Below are 15,727 nucleotides of genomic sequence, written 5' to 3' on the forward strand. Positions count from 1 at the left end.
GCTTGTTACACAATCCCTCGCTACTCGTCGTCTTCGCCTGGCGTTAGATGGCCCAGTACTTCGGGAATCGTCTGACGCACATAGCGACCCGGCGCGGGCTCGATGATGTTCAGCTCGCCCTCTCCGGGTTGACGGGCCGGGACCTGCTTGCTGGTATCGGCGTAGCCGTTGTCCGTCATCCATTTCTGCCAGTGCGGCCACCAGGACCCTTCGTTGAAGGTCGCATTCTCGAACCACTGATCGGCGCTGTTGGGCAACTCGTCATTGGTCCAGTAGCCGTACTTGTTCTTGCTGGGCGGATTGACGATACCGGCGATATGGCCTGAACCGCCGAGCACGAACGTCACCGGCCCCTTGGGCAACTGCGTGCCGTAATAGGTCGAATTCCACTTGGCGATGTGGTCTTCCTTGGCCGAGATGAAGTAGCTGGGCGTGGAGATCTTGCGCAGATCGATCTTGACCCCGTCGAGTTCGATGCCACCGGGCTCGACCAATCGGTTTTCCAGATACATGTTGCGCAGGTACCAACCATGAGTGCCCGCCGGCAGATTGGTACCATCGGTGTTCCAGTACAGCAGGTCGAAGGCGGCCGGCGCTTCGCCCTTGAGATAGTTGTTGATGTAAAACGACCAGAACAGATCCTTCTCGCGCAGCAGGTTGAAGGAGAACGCCATGATGCGGCCATCCAGATAACCATCCGCCTCGAGCTGACGATCGATGCCTTCGAGCGCCGCCTCGCTGAGAAACACACCGATCTCACCGGGATCGCGGAAATCCTGCAGAGTGGCCATATAGGTGACCGAGCGCACCTTACGACCGCGTCGCGTGCTGGTCAGATAGGCTACTGTCGAGGCCGCCAAGGTGCCGCCGACACAGTAACTGAGCAGATTGACCGACTTTTCGCCGCAAGCCTTCTCGATGGCTTCCATGGCGGCGATCGGCCCTAGCTGCATATAATCGGCCCAGGTGATGTCACGCTGCTCGACGCCTGGATTGCGCCAGGAAATGAGAAAGACGGTATGACCCTGGTCGACCAGCCATTTCATCAACGAGTTGTCTTGGCGCAAATCGAGGATGTAGTACTTGTTGATCCAAGGGGGAATGACCAGCAAGGGGGTCTTGAACGTCTTTTCGGTGGTAGGGCGATACTGAATCAATTGAATCAGTTCGTTTTCATAGACAACATCACCGGGGGTTACGGCGATGTTGTCACCGATACGAAAGGCTTCGCGATCGGTCATCGCCACATTCAGGCCTTCCGCCGAATTGGCAAGATCTTCCCGTAGACGCTGCAATCCATCGATCAGATTCTGACCCTTGGTTTCCAGGGTCCGACGCATCACTTCGGGATTAGTGGTGACGAAATTGGTCGGCGCCATCGCACTCATGTACTGGCGCGCATAGAATTCGAGACTGCCTTTTTGTTTGTCTGTAAGATTATCGATCCCCTCGATCAGCTCGTTCATCGTGCGCACCGACAGCAGATACTGCTGCATGATGTAGCGATAGAAAGGCTCGTTTTGCCAGGCTTCATCTCGGAAACGGCGATCGGAGCGCTCCGGTTCGATGATCGTCTCTCCCGGCTCGGCATCACCATAAAACGTCTGTGCGGTCTGCTGCCAGAGACGCATCTGATCCTGTGCTAGACGCATCTGCGCGCCATAAAGCAACTGGGGATTGCTTGCCAGTGCCTCCGCACCCCGGCGCAAACTTTCTTTCATGTCTCCAAGAATCGACTCACCGGCTTCACTAGGCATCATGCGCGTCAGCAATTCCTGCGTCAGCGCCTGATACTCATGATTGATCGCTCCGAGCTTTTCCATCCACTGCTCGTCAACGAATGGTCCAAGCTCGAATTGGGAATCTGACTGCATACACCCCCCTATGCTCCTGGCGCATCTTTATTGAGTATATCCCGGCATACCAACGTGCAAGCCTCACTGCACGAGACTTGCACCTTGTACCAGGATCACATTGCCAAGGCCGGTATTGCCGGCCTTTTATCGATCAACTGTTCTTGGTATTGCGCGAGCTAGTGGACTTGGATGATTCAGCAGTCGATTTTGCCGAATCGGCAGCCATCTTGGTCGCTTCCTGGCCTTGACGCGCCGCTTCATTCATCTGATTCATGGTCTGCTGGCCGGCGTCGGAAAACGCCTTCTGCAGCTCTTCACGAAACTTGACGCTCAGATCGGACATGGCCCGAGCATCTTCCATCATCTGCTGCGACAGCTCGTTCATCAGCTCGGTCTGACGGCTTGCAAAGTCACGCATGTCGTCCGCATCCTTGATTTCAGAAGCAGCACGCACACGCTCGGTGCCCATCTGGCTATAGCGTTTCATTGACTCCAACTGGAACTGAGTCATCTTTTCCATGTTGTCGAGCATGACGCCATTGAGCTTACGCATCGGCTCGAAGAAGTTGCGAGTCTGCTCGGTCAAGGCGTTGTACATCTGCTCTTGCTGATCGGTGCGTGCCATATCGAGTACCTCCTGATAAAAATCGTCATTATCGTGGTAGTGCACTTTTTGCTGCACTGCACAAAGCGTAGACGCTGCACTGGCAAGTTGCAACAAGTTCACGCTGATATAACCAGGTCGCGCTCCTAGAATTCATCGACCCGATCGGTTTTACACCTCAGTTCTGTGTCTTTCGTGATTTGCTGCGAGAGGAGCTCGCGGCGCTTGAGCGTGTCGAGGATGTATTATCGCTTTTCGCATTTGCCTTTTTTTCCGACGCCTCTTGTTTCTCCTGCGTTGCGGATGAAGATGATGCCGTGACATTGCTTCCCGCCTGGCGAAACATGTCCAGCATCATTTGCTGATAATTGCCAAAATTGGCCATTCCCTGGTTTAGCCCCTGATTCAAGTTCTGGCTGAGCCCTGTTTGCAGGAAGGGTTGCATTAGACTCCAGGGATCGTAACCGTCGACGCCGGCTTCCATTTGCTGCTGGATGCGATTCATCATATCGCGCTGGAATGCCTCGACGTCCGGGAGCCCGAGAGACTCTCGAAACTCTGCCGGGGTGAGATCGAATTCAACGTTGATCTTCATGAAATGTCTCGGTCGCTGAACATTGTTTTCAGTGTAGCAGCAATGCCGATACAAGCACGTCGGCGTTTAACCCCGCCTGGACATTCAACAGCCCGTTCATGTTCGACAATGGAAGACCCCTCAGCGCAGATGGGGCGTATCGACTCGCACCTGCGGATTTTGCGCACGCTGACGCAACAGATGATCCATCAGGGTCAACGCCATCATGGCTTCCGCGATGGGGGTAGCACGAATACCGACACAGGGATCATGGCGGCCTTTGGTAATGACCTCGATGGGATTGCCCTGGACATCGATGGACCGGCCAGGCTGTGTGATGCTCGAAGTGGGCTTGAGTGCCAGATGCGCAATCACCGGCTGCCCCGAGCTGATGCCGCCCAGCACCCCGCCGCCATGATTGGAAAGAAAGCCCTCCGGTGCCATCTCGTCACGATGCTCACTACCGCGCTGGGTCACCGTCGCGAAGCCATCACCGATCTCGACGCCCTTGACCGCATTGATGCTCATCAAACCATGAGCGAGGTCCGCATCGAGTCGATCGAAGACCGGCTCTCCCAATCCCACCGGCACGCCATCGGCAATCACGGTGATACGGGCACCCACGGAATCCTGATCGCGCCGCAATTGATCCATGAAGGCCTCGAGTTCGGCCACTTTATCCGGGTCGGGGCAGAAGAAGGCATTATCATTGACCCCTTCCCAGGACTTGAACTCGATGGGGATAGGGCCGAGCTGACTCATGTAGCCCCGCACGGTGATACCGTGACTTGCCAGGTATTTCCTGGCGATGGCACCGGCGGCGACGCGCATGGCGGTTTCCCGAGCGCTGGAACGACCGCCGCCTCGATAATCGCGAATCCCGTACTTGTGATGGTAGGTATAGTCGGCATGGGCCGGTCGGAACTGGTCCTTGATGTTCGAATAATCCTTGGAGCGCTGGTCCGTATTTTCGATCGTGAGACCGATCGGGGTACCGGTGGTCACGCCCTCGAACACACCGGACAGGATACGCACTCGATCCGGTTCGCGGCGCTGAGTGGTGTGTCGCGAAGAGCCCGGACGACGACGATCCAGATCCTGCTGCAGATCGTCTTCGGTCAGCGACAATCCCGGCGGACAGCCATCGACGATGGCGCCGAGCGCAGGACCATGGCTTTCGCCGCAGGTGGTAACGGTGAATAGCTTACCGAAAGTATTACCGGACATGCTGCGTTCCTCAGAGGGTGTTTACAAAACAGGGCTCAAATAAAATGGTGCGCGTACTCATCGAGTTCGCCCGCGGTCAATACAAACACGCCATGGCCGCCCCGCTCGAACTCGAGCCATAGAAAGGGTACTTCCGGGAAAGTGGCTTCAAGTTGCCGGTCCGAATTGCCCACCTCGACGATCAATACGCCATCGTCTTCGAGATACTCCCGAGCCTCGCGCAACAAACGCCGTACGACGTCCAGTCCGTCATTGCCTGCCCCCAGCGCCAACGCCGGTTCATGACTGAACTCAGCAGGCATAGTGGCTAAGTCTCGAGCATTCACGTAGGGCGGATTGGCGACGATCAGATCGTAGCGCTGACCGGCCACGCCCTCGAACAGATCAGAGAGCACCGCTCGTACCCGCAACCCCACGTCATGAAGGGTGATATTGGCCTTGGCCACCTCCAGCGCCTCGGCACCGATATCGACCAGATCGACCTCGGCGGTGGGCAGATACAGTGCCGAGGCAATACCGATACAGCCCGACCCAGTCCCTATGTCCAATATCCGATCTGGAGGCTGAGCGGGAAACCAGGCGGCAAAACCATGCTCGATCAGCTCGGCGATCGGTGAGCGTGGAATCAGTACGCGTTCATCGACCACAAAGGGATAGCCGGCGAAGAAGGCCTCGCCTAGCAGATAGGGCAAGGGTCGACGTGTCTCGATACGTTTGCGCACCAGTTCAACAAGCCGCTTGCGCTCGGGCTCCAGCAGCCGAGCATCCAGTACCGCCGGGTCGACGTCCCAAGGCAGATGCAGGCCGCCAAGCACCAGTGCCACAGCCTCATCCCAGGCGCTGGCGGTCCCGTGCCCGAAATGAAGGCGGCTTATATGAAACTCACTGGCCGCCCAGCGCAGATAATCCCGCAGGGTGATGAGCTCTAAGGTAAGCTGTTCGTCATTCAGCGTCAGCGTTGAAACAGCGGTCGGTTGAGGGTTCACGCGACATCCTGTCGTTCGAAACGGTCATGGAAAGGATACTAGAAGAGGAATTGTACCTGCCTAGGGGGACGGTTCACAGCCAGGCTCAAGTCGCTATACTGAAGCGCTACGCACAGTATCGGACGCTATCAAGGGCCAGATCATGAGCCGACATCGCCGCGACAACTCAGACGAAGAGATCGCCCTGTTTCGTCAGGCGCTGGAAGATGCCGGCGTGCGAAAGCTTACCTCTGATCGTGCCGATCCGGGCAAGCGCCGACAGGACAAGGCAAGCCTCGGCGAGCGCAGAAGTGCCGCTACCGCGGTGGCAACGGATGTTTTGAGTAGCCGCACCAGCGATGGACGCGTCGAGCCTGTACGTCCCAGCACCCACCTCAATTTTGCGATACCGGACTTACCTTATCGGACCCAGAGCGCCTTGAAACGTGGTCAGATTGTCTGGGAGGCGGGGCTCGATCTGCACGGTTACACCCTCGACGAAGCGCGTCTGGAACTGGAAAGCTTTCTGGCCGAAGCGCGCGACAAACGCATGCGCTGCGTGCTGGTGGTGCATGGCAAGGCGCGCACCAGCGCCGGCAATCTGCTCACCGACTATCCTGTCATCAAGAGCCACGTCAACGCCTGGTTACGAGAGTGGCCCACGGTGTTGGCCTTCTGTTCCGCCCGGGAACTGGATGGCGGTACCGGTGCCGTCTATGTGCTGCTGCGCCGTCGTGGCGAAGTGTAGCCACTGTTCGTACCCTCTCTAAGATGTTGAGATATCATTGAACTGGTGCGCAGCGACCAAGGGATAGCTGCATCTAATCGCAGTGCTCTCCAAGGTCACCTGGTTGCTGCTTGATAGAAACTTACATGCATACAACGTTGATATTGGAGGCTTTGAAGATGGCAGTGAGGCGTTGGCAATAGTAGCGAACCTAGTGCATCATCCGCCATCAGGAGTAAGCATGCATCGTCTTATTTCTAAATAGCCTAGTGTGGGATGACGACCAAGCTTCGGTGGAACCGCATAGAGAAGTGTTGAGGCGTGGCTTGGGGATGTGTCCGCTTCAATTTGACTAAAACAATTTTTTTAAACAAACATAGTTCACAACATGAATATTTTGATGCGCCCTCCGGCTATGACCAGCTTTTTTGGAAAACTTGCCTTAAGCATGCTCGTCCTTCTAGGCATATTCACTACCTCCTCTGCGCTAGCAGTCGAGCGCGATGAGAAAAAGCATTTTGCAGCTTCGACGGCGATCTCTGCGACCTTGACCGCTGCCACTGACAAGCCATGGGTCAGCTTTGGAGGCTGCATCGCAGTTGGCGCAGCAAAGGAGCTTTATGATGATCGCCAATCTGACAACCACTTCGACTGGCAGGACATGAAGTACAACACCTTGGGATGCGCTATCGGCATTCCAATTGGCAAGGGCGCACGATGGCTGTTTACCGATGGCCGTTCGTTCGGATTTCGTGCGAACTTTTAGCCGCGCTCAAAGACTTTCACTTGGGTTCTCTCCAAAATAATTGCAAAGCAGCATTCGCTATTCGATCTCTTGTCTGCGCTTACTTCCGTTTACTGTGACAAGCTTTTCCAAGCATTACTCATCAACAGCGACCATAACGGTCGTTCAACCGCACGATATCATCTTCTCCCAGGTAGGAGCCCGACTGTACTTCGATTAGCTCCAGGGGAATTGAGCCAGGATTTTCGAGCGCATGCACCTGGCCAATGGGAATATAGGTGGATTCGTTCTCGGTGACCAGATAGGTCTTATCGCCGTTGGTGACCCTGGCGGTGCCCGATACCACGACCCAATGCTCGGCGCGATGATGATGCATCTGTACTGACAGCTTGGCTCCAGGCTTCACGGTGATCCGTTTGACCTGGTAACGATGACCGTTGTCGATGGAATCATAGACCCCCCAGGGGCGATACACCTCCCGGTGAGTGTCGGATTCACGGCGCTTCTGGGCATTGAGCGTCTCGACTACCTTTTTGACATCCTGCACCTGGTCCCTGTGGGCGACCAGTACGGCGTCCTTGGTTTCAACGATCACCAGATCATCAACGCCCACCGTGGCCACCAGCCGACTATCGGCATGGACCATCAGATTATGGCCGTTCTCTATCAGCACATCGCCTCGGGTCACGTTACCTCGATCGTCCTTGTCACTCACTTCCCATAGCGTCGTCCAGGAGCCGATGTCGCTCCAGCCAGCATCCAGCGGTACCATGCAAGCCTGCTCGGTTTTCTCCATCACCGCGTAGTCAATCGATTCCGACGGACACGCCCTGAAGGCATCCGCATCGACACGCATGAAGTCGAGATCCTGTTGAGCCCCTTCGATGGCCGCGCGGCATGCTTCTACCATTGCCGGCTGAAAGCGTTCCAACTCTTCCAGGTAGCATTTTGCCTGGAACATGAACATGCCGCTGTTCCAATAATACTCCCCCGAATCGAGATAGTTCTGAGCCGTCGCGAGACCCGGCTTTTCGACGAAGCCTTTTACATGAAACCCTTTACCGCCCAAGGAGGCGCCGCGCTGAATATACCCATAGCCCGTTTCGGGGTGAGTGGGGACGATGCCGAAGGTGACGAGCTGGCCCTCCTCCGCCAGTTCTTTGGCATCATTAATCCGCGCCTGAAACTCGACGACATCCGTGATCAAGTGATCCGCCGCCAATATCAGTAACAGCGCGTTTTCATCCTGGCGCAGGGCCTGCAGGGCGGCGAGGGCAATGGCCGGCGCCGTATTGCGGCCTTCCGGCTCGAGCAGAATAGTGGCCTCGGCAATCCCTTGATCGCGCAGCTGCTCCGCGACCAGGAAGCGGTGTTCTTCATGGCAGATCAGATAGGGTGGCCGATGCGCGATATTTTCCAGGCGCTTCAGCGTTTCCTGAAGCATGCTGCCTTCTCCCGTCAAGGCGAGAAACTGCTTGGGGTTGTATCTGCGCGACAATGGCCACAAGCGCGAACCGCTGCCTCCGGCCATGATGACGGGGGTAAACAACACTTACACTCCTTTTGACTGGATGGCATCCAGATAAGCCCCAGGAGCCGTATCGACCGCAACGGAGGCCGCTCTAATTCGCGGGTTTTCCTGTGGCCGGCTCGCTCACCATCTCCTGGCCATCTTCGCCTCGCGAATCACGATTGGCTTCGTAGCGATCCAGCGCCTGTACCGCCAGATGGCGACCCAAGCGAATCAGGGCGTCGGCACGATGAAACTCATAAGCGCCACATACCGTCTTGGGTATCTCGACCAGGATATCCGGCGGATAGCCTGCAATCTTGTACTTGGCAAGCGCCCCCTGGGTGATCTCGAAGGAGGCAAGCATGATATCAAGCTTACTCCATGCTCGTTCTGCGGCGCGCTTGTGCTTGTTCGTCACATCTGCCTTTTCGTTAGTGTCATCGTTGTCTTCATCTTCTTCTTGAGGACCACTAAACATGCGGTGGGCCCGCTCACGTACCCATTTGGAAAAGCCCTTGCCCTGAGCCTCAAGCTCGGCTTCCCGAGCATGCTCCTTGGCAGCCTCATCCTCCGGTAGTAGCTCCTCAAGAGACACCGGTTGGTGAGACTGCGCCGTGGCATTGACCGCTAGTACCAGATCAGTGCGCGTCGACACCGTGGGGATGATCGGCAACGGATTCATCAATCCACCATCCACCAATATCTGACCATCGAGGCTGACCGGGGTGATGATGCCGGGCACGGCGATCGAGGCACGAATCGCCTGCAAGAGCGGCCCATTTTGAAACCACACTTCGCGCTGACGATTGAGATCCGTGGCCACGGTCGTCAGCGGAATGGGCAAGTCCTCGAGCAGCACATCGCCGATCAGTTCCTCGAGCTTGTCCATCACCTTGTTGGCACGCATCGCGCCAAGCGGACTCCAGGTAACGTCGATCAGTTTGAGTACATCGAAATAGGCAAGCTGGCTGACCCACTCGCGATAGCCGTCCATCTGGCCTGCCACAAAAACACCACCGACCAGGGCACCCATCGAACATCCGGAGATGGCAACGATCTCGTAACCCCGAGACACCACCTCATCGATGACGCCGATATGGGCATAACCCCTTGCCCCACCGCTGCCCAGCACCAAGGCGATACGTTTGCTCACGCTAACCTCCTCTCATGAGTTGTCGACGACATCCGCCACGATCGCCTCGCTGACCGCTGCCACCGCGGCCGGCTCGAGATGGAGATGATGACCGCCGACCAGGACACGTCTTCGCAATGGCCGAAGGGCACTGCGCGCACGCTGAGCCTGTTCGCGATCGCCGAGAATGCCACCATCACCCTCGATCAACAGCGTCGGCATTTCGATGGCATTCAGAATCGCCTGCACCTGCTCCGGACAAAAGCGCACCATCGAAGGTCGCAACAAACGTCCATCGGTACGCAGACGATAGCCTCCTTTCCCATCATCCTCGAGATTGCGCCGCACCAAAGGCTCGGCGGTAACCGCATCGATGGCGGTCACTCCCCCGTTGACCCGCGCCGCAATGGCGCTCTCGACATCCGCATAGTGCGGTGCCTTGGAGCTGCGCCGTCGATGACCCTGCAACCCCTTGCGCAACTGCTCGGCGGTCTTCTCCGCTGGTGTGCTCAAGGTACCGAGCCCATCGATCAGAACCAAACGCTCGACGCGTTCCGGCAATGCGGCCGCCACCAGACAGGCGACCCCCGCGCCCATCGAATGACCGAGTAACGGCGCGCGCTCGAGTCCCAGAGATTTCAATACATCCAGCACATCCTGGGTGTAATCCCAGATAGCATAGTCGGCTCCGGAAGGGTGACGCTGCGATTTGCCATGACCACTGAAGTCGATGGCGACAATACGTATGTTCAAACGCTCGACAAGCAAGGGGGCCAGCCGCGAGAAGCTCGCCGCATTGTCCAGCCAGCCATGCAGTGCCAACCAGGTCGGTGCGTCTTCGTGGCCCCAGCTCAAACCGGCCAGGCGCCCTCCTGCTAGAAGTATTTCAGTCGCTGCAATCATTAGATGTGATTCTCCAGCAAGGAGTCGATAGTGACTAACAAGGTGGCACGCGCTTCTTCGGGATACTCCATGGGAAACATGTGGCTGCCCGGGGTCGTGACGACATGCAGGCCATGACGCGTCAGTCGACGTCGGCGGGCAGGCGTCAATAAATCGGAACGATCGCCGGCAATCAATGCAAGGGGTGTTTCGACACGTCGCGCCAGGCCGTGCAGGTGATCCGGCAGATAGCGAAATATCTCGACCTCCACCGCAGGATCGAACAGCAGCTCGATACTGCCATCGTCCCGGCACACGGTGCCGCCTGCGATATAGTCCTGCAGCGCCGCCTCGGTAAAGGGCTTGAACAATCCCCGCTGACGCAGATAGTGGCCCATGGCATCTCGGTTAGGCCAGTGCTGACGCCGCCCCTTGCTGCGGCCCGCCGGCGTGACGCGATCGACCATTTTAAAACGTTTGGCAGTGCGCAACGCCAGGGCATCCAAACCCACCATAAGCGGCGAATCGAGCATCACCACGCAACGCAGCGCTTCCGGCACTATTTCCGCAGCCATCAGCATCAGCACGCCACCCATGGAATGACCGACCCCGATTACCGGAGCATCGAAAGACCGCAGATGCATCACCAACTCATCCCGCAGGGCCGGCCAGTTATCGCTCACCGGATGATCCGGGTCATGGCCCAAACGATCCAAGGGATGAAGATCGAAGCGGGCTCCGAGCGGAGCTAGAAAGCTTTTGTAGCTGGCGCCGGTGAAACCATTGGCATGAGCGAAGAGCAATCGGGGTAATGGCATCGAACCCTATTTTCCTGTGACGAATGACGAACGCACGACTATTGGAAGGGCGCGCTAGGCGTAGGTAACGTGCCGGTTTACCATAGTACATCGACAGCAAGAATCATACAGTCGTTTAAATCTCAACTAGCGACCGCTGACAAGGAAGCCGCTGTGTCAAATTCTCGCCCTCCCCGCAACACTGGTCTACGCAACTCCTTGTTTTTCGCGACGGTGATTGCCGCGATCATCGTCGGCTTATGGCTGGCACGCTAGGCGGATACAATGAATCTACTTACGATCTTCGCGCAAACGCTGGAAATCACCCTTCCGGTCTTTGCCATGGTTTTTATCGGGCTCGGGCTCAAGCGTATCGGCTGGATCGATAGCGCCTTCATCACCACGGCGTCGATGCTGGTATTCAAGGCGACGCTGCCAGTGCTGATTTTCCTCAGCATCATCCGCGCCGACCTCGAGACTGCCTTCGACCCCGGGCTCATGGTGTTCTTTGCTCTGGCAACGATCGTAACCTTCTTGCTCAGTTGGCTGTGGGCTGGTTGGCGTGTGCCCAAGGACGATCGCGGCATCTATGTGCAAGGAGCCTTTCGCGGCAATTGTGGCGTGGTGGGGCTTGCGCTGGCGGCGGGTATGTATGGTGATTACGGGCTCTCCGCCGGCAGTCTGCTGCTGGGCGTAGTCATCCTGACCTATAACGCCCTGTCGGTGATCGTGCTGACGGCCTATCAACCCGGGCGGCAGGCGGATTGGTATGGCATGGGAAAGCATATTGCGCGCAATCCGCTGATTCTGTCCGTCCTGATTGCCATCCCCTTCGCCTGGTCCGGTATCGAACTACCTGATTGGCTGATGACCAGCGGCGACTACTTTGCCTCGCTGACCCTGCCCCTGGCGTTGATCTGTATCGGTGGCACCTTGTCGGTAAGCGCCCTGCGCGACGATCGAGCAACCGCACTGGGCGCCAGCCTGATGAAGATGGTCACGCTACCCGTACTCGCCACCGGTGCCGCCTGGCTAGTTGGGTTTTCCGGCCCTCAACTGGGCCTGCTGTTCGTGTTTTTTGCAAGCCCCACCGCGGCAGCAAGCTTTGTGATGGTCAAGGCGATGGGCGGCAACGCCAAGCTGGCCGCAAACATCATTGCCGTCACCACCTTGATGTCCAGCGTCACGATCACTGGTGGGGTGTTCGTGTTACAGATCTGGGGGGTGATTTGAGAGATTAACGTCTGGCGCTGATGACGATCTCGAACTGCTCGATGCCGCCGCCTTCCCGGGTCGCCTCCGCCGGCAAAGGATCGGCGTGGGCTTGCTTGAAATCCTCACTGTTCACCCAGCCGCGAAATGCTTCCTGACCTTCCCATTCGGTTTCCACCACATAGGGCGCCTGATTGCCTAGAGGGCGCAGCACGCGCATGGCGACGAATCCGGGCTGCTTGTCGATCTCACCGGCCCGGGCCTTGAAGCGAGCCTCGAACATCTCCTCGAAGCCCGGATTGACGAAAATACGGTTATTGACCACGAACGACATGCAAACCTCCAGATAAAAGATGCCAGACAAGCAGCGGTGTCAGACAAGATCGGCGGGATGGCGGAAATCAATCATCTCGGCGCAGCCCGCCGCCCATACCTCGGCCTGTAAGGCTGCGATGGCGGCGGTCGGCATGGGCAGACTACTACGTGGGTCGCCTTCGACCAATCGCGCACTCAGCGTCCCCACCATTGGCATATGACTGACCAATAGACACGGCGCTTGCTGAGCCTCCTCCTGCAGCCAGTCGATGATGGGCTCCACAGGGTCATCCGGGGTGATGATCGTCAGCGTTTCGACCTCTCTGCCCAGCCGCTCGGCAATGATGTCTGCAGTTTTCCGGGCGCGGACATAGGGGCTTGCGACAATGCGCAATTGCACGCGCTGCGTGGCATCGAGGCTCTCAGCCAGCCACTCGGCCATGCACCGCACCTCGGCGCGTCCATGAGAAGTCAACTCGCGTCGTGAATCGGGATGCCCCTGGGCAGCCTCACCATGGCGCATGATCCAGAGCCGTTTCATACCGTCCCCTCCTCTGCACCTTGTCCCTTCTCATCCCCTTGACGCTGTTGCTGGACGATCTCTCGTGGAAGGGTGAATTCGACATCGCTGCTCTGTTCGTTCTGCATCAGCAGCTGTGCCATCTGACGCGCGGGTACGCCTTTGAACAGCACCTGGTAAAGCCCGGCAGCCAGGGGCATGTAAATACCCTCCTGGCTGGCCTTGCGGCACACCAGACTGACCGTGTTGACCCCTTCGGCAACCTGCCCCAAGGCCTCGACGGCTTCGTCGAGCGTTCTGCCTTCCCCTAGGGCATACCCGACCCGATAGTTGCGGGACAGACTCGATGAGCAGGTCACGATCAGATCCCCCACCCCGGCCAACCCGATGAAGGTCAGCGGGTTCGCGCCAAGCGCGACGGCGAACCGGCTCATTTCCGCCAGTGCTCGGGTCATCAACATGCTGCGGGTATTTTCTCCCATGCCAAGCGCCGCCGCCATCCCCGCGGCAATGGCATAGATATTCTTGAGGGCGCCGCCAAGCTCGACCCCGTAGCGATCGTTGCTGGCATAGACGCGAAAATAATCGCACCCAAGCGCGGTCTGCACCCGGGCGCGTGTCAGGGCATCGTCGCTTGCCACCACCGTGGCGGTCAGTTGCTTTTGAGCGATCTCCGAGGCCAGATTGGGCCCGGATAGCACGCCGATGTGGGTAAATCCGGTCTCCTCTTCGAGGATCTGACTCATCAGCTTGAAGCCCTCCTCCTGGATGCCCTTGGTAGTGCTGACCAGGATCTGGTCACTATTCAGATAGGGTAGGGCCTGACGTAGAACCGAGCGAAAGGCCTTGGAGGGAATGGCCACAAATACCAGCTCGGCCTTCTCGAGTACCGCTTTCAGATCGCTCGAAGCCCACACCGCCGGATTGATGGCGTAATCCGGCAGATAGCGGGAATTGCGATGCTCCTGGGTGATCTCGGCGGCAAGCTCGACATCGCGCATCCATTGACGCACCTCGCCACCGTTGTCGGCGGCGATGCTGGCGAGGGCCGTGCCGAAGCTGCCGCCACCCAATACCGCTACGCTCAAGCCCATCGACGTCGATTGCTGGTCTTGGCTATTTACCGTCATGGAGTACTCCGGCTAGATCAATACTGTTTTCGAGTATAACGAAAAACGCCCCTCGCAAGGGGCGTCGTCGGAGTGGGTAGGATCAATCGAGTAGCGGTAACAGCGAATCGATGCTGCTCTTGGCGTCGCCATAGAACATTCGCGTGTTGTCCTTGAAGAACAGCGGATTCTCGATACCGGAATACCCCGTACCCTGACCTCGCTTGCATACAAAGGTCTGCTTGGCCTCCCACACCTTCAGCACCGGCATGCCGGCGATGGGGCTGTTGGGATCTTCCTCGGCCGCCGGGTTGACGATGTCGTTGGAGCCGATGACGATGGCCACATCGGTCTGAGGGAAATCGTCATTGATCTCATCCATCTCCAGCACGATATCGTAGGGCACCTTGGCCTCGGCCAGGAGCACGTTCATGTGGCCGGGCATGCGCCCTGCGACCGGGTGAATGGCGAAACGCACATCCTTGCCGGCAGCGCGCAGTTTGCGCACCAGTTCACTGACGGCATTCTGCGCCTGGGCTACCGCCATGCCGTAGCCGGGGATGATGACCACGCTGTCCGCATCGTTGAGGGCACTGGCCACGCCACCGGCATCGATCGAGACCTGCTCGCCCTCGATCTCGGCGGCAGGTCCAGAGGTGCCGCCGAAGCCGCCCAGGATCACATTGACAAACTTGCGATTCATCGCCGTGCACATGATGTAGGAGAGGATCGCACCGCTCGAGCCCACCAAGGCGCCAGTAACGATCAACAGATCGTTGGACAGGGTGAAACCGATGGCCGCTGCCGCCCAGCCGGAATAGCTGTTGAGCATCGACACCACCACCGGCATGTCGGCGCCGCCGATGCCCATGATCAGGTGCCAGCCGATGAACAGCGCGAGCGCTGCCAACACCAGTAGCGTCCAGAACCCCGCTCCGTTGAGATACATGATGGCCAACAGCAAGCACAGGATCGCGGCCCCGGCATTGAGCATGTGGCCGCCGGGGAACTGCGTGGGTTTGCCGTCGATCTTGCCCGAGAGCTTGCCGAAGGCAATGATCGAACCGGTGAAGGTGACGGCACCGATGAACACACCAAGCACCACCTCGACCTGCAGGAACGTCAGTTCCGCAGGCGTCTTGGTGGCCACCAGAGCGGCAAATGCGGAGAAGTTATCCGCCGCGCCTTCGATCATCTGGCTCGCCAATACCCGACGGCGTTCAAGATCGGCGTTGAAGCCTACGAATACCGCTGCCAAACCGACAAAGGAGTGCAGCGCCGCGACCAGTTGCGGCATCTGGGTCATTTCGACCTTCTTGGCGACGTAGACGCCAACCACCGCACCGATGATCATCATGGGGATCATCAGCCAGTAGCCGCCGATGCCTGGCCCCAAGATGGTAAAGAAGACCGCGACGGCCATACCCACGATGCCGTACCAGACAGCCCGCTTGGCTTTTTCCTGATTGCTCAATCCCCCGAGTGAGAGAATGAAGAGCACACTTGCCGCAATCGCCGCGGCAGAGACGAATTCTTGACCTAGCATTCT

Annotated in this window: 16 protein-coding genes; 3 read left to right on the forward strand and 13 right to left on the reverse strand. The window is 57.9% G+C overall.

Annotated elements, in window-relative coordinates:
* Window positions 1–20 precede the first annotated feature (20 nt).
* The 5 genes from phaC to prmB all read right to left on the reverse strand — a co-directional run bounded on the left by phaC (window position 21) and on the right by prmB (window position 5,247).
* Entirely contained in the window at window positions 21–1,823 is a 1,803-nt protein-coding gene (gene phaC / locus ACPF7Z_RS09895; RefSeq protein ID WP_425193075.1) for a class I poly(R)-hydroxyalkanoic acid synthase, read from the reverse strand.
* A 184-nt stretch (window positions 1,824–2,007) separates the two neighbouring features.
* The gene (locus ACPF7Z_RS09900) at window positions 2,008–2,481 is read right to left on the reverse strand and encodes a phasin family protein (protein ID WP_425193076.1); all 474 of its coding nucleotides are present in this window, start codon (window positions 2,479–2,481) and stop codon (window positions 2,008–2,010) included.
* 157 nt (window positions 2,482–2,638) lie between these two features.
* Window positions 2,639–3,055 carry a hypothetical protein gene (locus ACPF7Z_RS09905; RefSeq protein ID WP_425193077.1) on the reverse strand — a complete coding sequence of 139 codons (417 nt, stop codon included), beginning with the start codon at window positions 3,053–3,055 and terminating at the stop codon, window positions 2,639–2,641.
* Between the two features lie 120 nt (window positions 3,056–3,175).
* The gene (gene aroC / locus ACPF7Z_RS09910) at window positions 3,176–4,261 is read right to left on the reverse strand and encodes a chorismate synthase (protein WP_425193078.1); all 1,086 of its coding nucleotides are present in this window, start codon (window positions 4,259–4,261) and stop codon (window positions 3,176–3,178) included.
* A 35-nt stretch (window positions 4,262–4,296) separates the two neighbouring features.
* Entirely contained in the window at window positions 4,297–5,247 is a 951-nt protein-coding gene (prmB, locus tag ACPF7Z_RS09915; RefSeq protein WP_425193079.1) for a 50S ribosomal protein L3 N(5)-glutamine methyltransferase, read from the reverse strand.
* 142 nt (window positions 5,248–5,389) lie between these two features.
* Between prmB and ACPF7Z_RS09920 the strand changes: the two genes are divergently transcribed.
* On the forward strand, window positions 5,390–5,974 hold the full coding sequence (locus ACPF7Z_RS09920; RefSeq protein ID WP_425193080.1) for a Smr/MutS family protein: 585 nt from the start codon (window positions 5,390–5,392) through the stop codon (window positions 5,972–5,974).
* A 367-nt stretch (window positions 5,975–6,341) separates the two neighbouring features.
* The gene (locus ACPF7Z_RS09925; protein ID WP_425193081.1) at window positions 6,342–6,719 is read left to right on the forward strand and encodes a hypothetical protein; all 378 of its coding nucleotides are present in this window, start codon (window positions 6,342–6,344) and stop codon (window positions 6,717–6,719) included.
* A 121-nt stretch (window positions 6,720–6,840) separates the two neighbouring features.
* Here ACPF7Z_RS09925 and ACPF7Z_RS09930 read toward each other — a convergent pair whose 3' ends face one another.
* From ACPF7Z_RS09930 to ACPF7Z_RS09945, 4 genes are all read right to left on the reverse strand, one after another.
* Window positions 6,841–8,247 carry a mannose-1-phosphate guanylyltransferase/mannose-6-phosphate isomerase gene (locus tag ACPF7Z_RS09930; protein ID WP_425193134.1) on the reverse strand — a complete coding sequence of 469 codons (1,407 nt, stop codon included), beginning with the start codon at window positions 8,245–8,247 and terminating at the stop codon, window positions 6,841–6,843.
* Between the two features lie 73 nt (window positions 8,248–8,320).
* The gene (locus tag ACPF7Z_RS09935; protein WP_425193082.1) at window positions 8,321–9,364 is read right to left on the reverse strand and encodes a patatin-like phospholipase family protein; all 1,044 of its coding nucleotides are present in this window, start codon (window positions 9,362–9,364) and stop codon (window positions 8,321–8,323) included.
* A gap of 12 nt (window positions 9,365–9,376) precedes the next feature.
* Window positions 9,377–10,246, reverse strand: coding sequence for an alpha/beta fold hydrolase (locus ACPF7Z_RS09940; protein ID WP_425193083.1), 870 nt, complete (start codon window positions 10,244–10,246; stop codon window positions 9,377–9,379).
* A complete protein-coding gene (locus ACPF7Z_RS09945; RefSeq protein ID WP_425193084.1) occupies window positions 10,246–11,043 on the reverse strand; it encodes an alpha/beta fold hydrolase in 798 nt (265 codons plus the stop codon). The genes ACPF7Z_RS09940 and ACPF7Z_RS09945 overlap by 1 nt, the downstream gene beginning before the upstream one ends.
* 264 nt (window positions 11,044–11,307) lie before the next feature.
* Between ACPF7Z_RS09945 and ACPF7Z_RS09950 the strand changes: the two genes are divergently transcribed.
* Entirely contained in the window at window positions 11,308–12,255 is a 948-nt protein-coding gene (locus ACPF7Z_RS09950) for an AEC family transporter (RefSeq protein WP_425193085.1), read from the forward strand.
* 4 nt (window positions 12,256–12,259) lie between these two features.
* On the opposite strand, the gene ACPF7Z_RS09955 is transcribed toward ACPF7Z_RS09950, so the two are convergent.
* From ACPF7Z_RS09955 to ACPF7Z_RS09970, 4 genes are all read right to left on the reverse strand, one after another.
* Window positions 12,260–12,568, reverse strand: a complete 309-nt coding sequence (locus tag ACPF7Z_RS09955) for an antibiotic biosynthesis monooxygenase family protein (protein ID WP_425193086.1) — start codon at window positions 12,566–12,568, stop codon at window positions 12,260–12,262.
* Between the two features lie 39 nt (window positions 12,569–12,607).
* Complete coding sequence (sixA, locus tag ACPF7Z_RS09960) at window positions 12,608–13,090, reverse strand: phosphohistidine phosphatase SixA (RefSeq protein WP_425193087.1); 483 nt, start codon at window positions 13,088–13,090, stop codon at window positions 12,608–12,610.
* Window positions 13,087–14,199, reverse strand: coding sequence for an NAD(P)H-dependent glycerol-3-phosphate dehydrogenase (locus ACPF7Z_RS09965; protein ID WP_425193088.1), 1,113 nt, complete (start codon window positions 14,197–14,199; stop codon window positions 13,087–13,089). The genes sixA and ACPF7Z_RS09965 overlap by 4 nt, the downstream gene beginning before the upstream one ends.
* Before the next feature lie 82 nt (window positions 14,200–14,281).
* Window positions 14,282–15,724 carry an NAD(P)(+) transhydrogenase (Re/Si-specific) subunit beta gene (locus ACPF7Z_RS09970; protein ID WP_425193089.1) on the reverse strand — a complete coding sequence of 481 codons (1,443 nt, stop codon included), beginning with the start codon at window positions 15,722–15,724 and terminating at the stop codon, window positions 14,282–14,284.
* Window positions 15,725–15,727: the final 3 nt, after the last annotated feature.

Origin of the sequence: Halomonas sp. GXIMD04776 (genome assembly GCF_049808615.1) — a bacterium.
GTDB lineage: Bacteria > Pseudomonadota > Gammaproteobacteria > Pseudomonadales > Halomonadaceae > Modicisalibacter.

Bases quoted from the DNA above. Each gene is read 5' to 3' on its own strand.
- ACPF7Z_RS09970 (WP_425193089.1), bottom strand. From the start codon at position 15,724: ATGCTAGGTCAAGAATTCGTCTCTGCCGCGGCGATTGCGGCAAGTGTG.
- ACPF7Z_RS09900 (WP_425193076.1), bottom strand. From the start codon at position 2,481: ATGGCACGCACCGATCAGCAAGAGCAGATGTACAACGCCTTGACCGAG.
- ACPF7Z_RS09945 (WP_425193084.1), bottom strand. From the start codon at position 11,043: ATGCCATTACCCCGATTGCTCTTCGCTCATGCCAATGGTTTCACCGGC.
- ACPF7Z_RS09925 (WP_425193081.1), top strand. From the start codon at position 6,342: ATGAATATTTTGATGCGCCCTCCGGCTATGACCAGCTTTTTTGGAAAA.
- sixA (WP_425193087.1), bottom strand. From the start codon at position 13,090: ATGAAACGGCTCTGGATCATGCGCCATGGTGAGGCTGCCCAGGGGCAT.
- ACPF7Z_RS09920 (WP_425193080.1), top strand. From the start codon at position 5,390: ATGAGCCGACATCGCCGCGACAACTCAGACGAAGAGATCGCCCTGTTT.
- phaC (WP_425193075.1), bottom strand. From the start codon at position 1,823: ATGGAAAAGCTCGGAGCGATCAATCATGAGTATCAGGCGCTGACGCAG.
- ACPF7Z_RS09905 (WP_425193077.1), bottom strand. From the start codon at position 3,055: ATGAAGATCAACGTTGAATTCGATCTCACCCCGGCAGAGTTTCGAGAG.
- ACPF7Z_RS09965 (WP_425193088.1), bottom strand. From the start codon at position 14,199: ATGACGGTAAATAGCCAAGACCAGCAATCGACGTCGATGGGCTTGAGC.
- ACPF7Z_RS09950 (WP_425193085.1), top strand. From the start codon at position 11,308: ATGAATCTACTTACGATCTTCGCGCAAACGCTGGAAATCACCCTTCCG.
- ACPF7Z_RS09955 (WP_425193086.1), bottom strand. From the start codon at position 12,568: ATGTCGTTCGTGGTCAATAACCGTATTTTCGTCAATCCGGGCTTCGAG.
- ACPF7Z_RS09940 (WP_425193083.1), bottom strand. From the start codon at position 10,246: ATGATTGCAGCGACTGAAATACTTCTAGCAGGAGGGCGCCTGGCCGGT.
- aroC (WP_425193078.1), bottom strand. From the start codon at position 4,261: ATGTCCGGTAATACTTTCGGTAAGCTATTCACCGTTACCACCTGCGGC.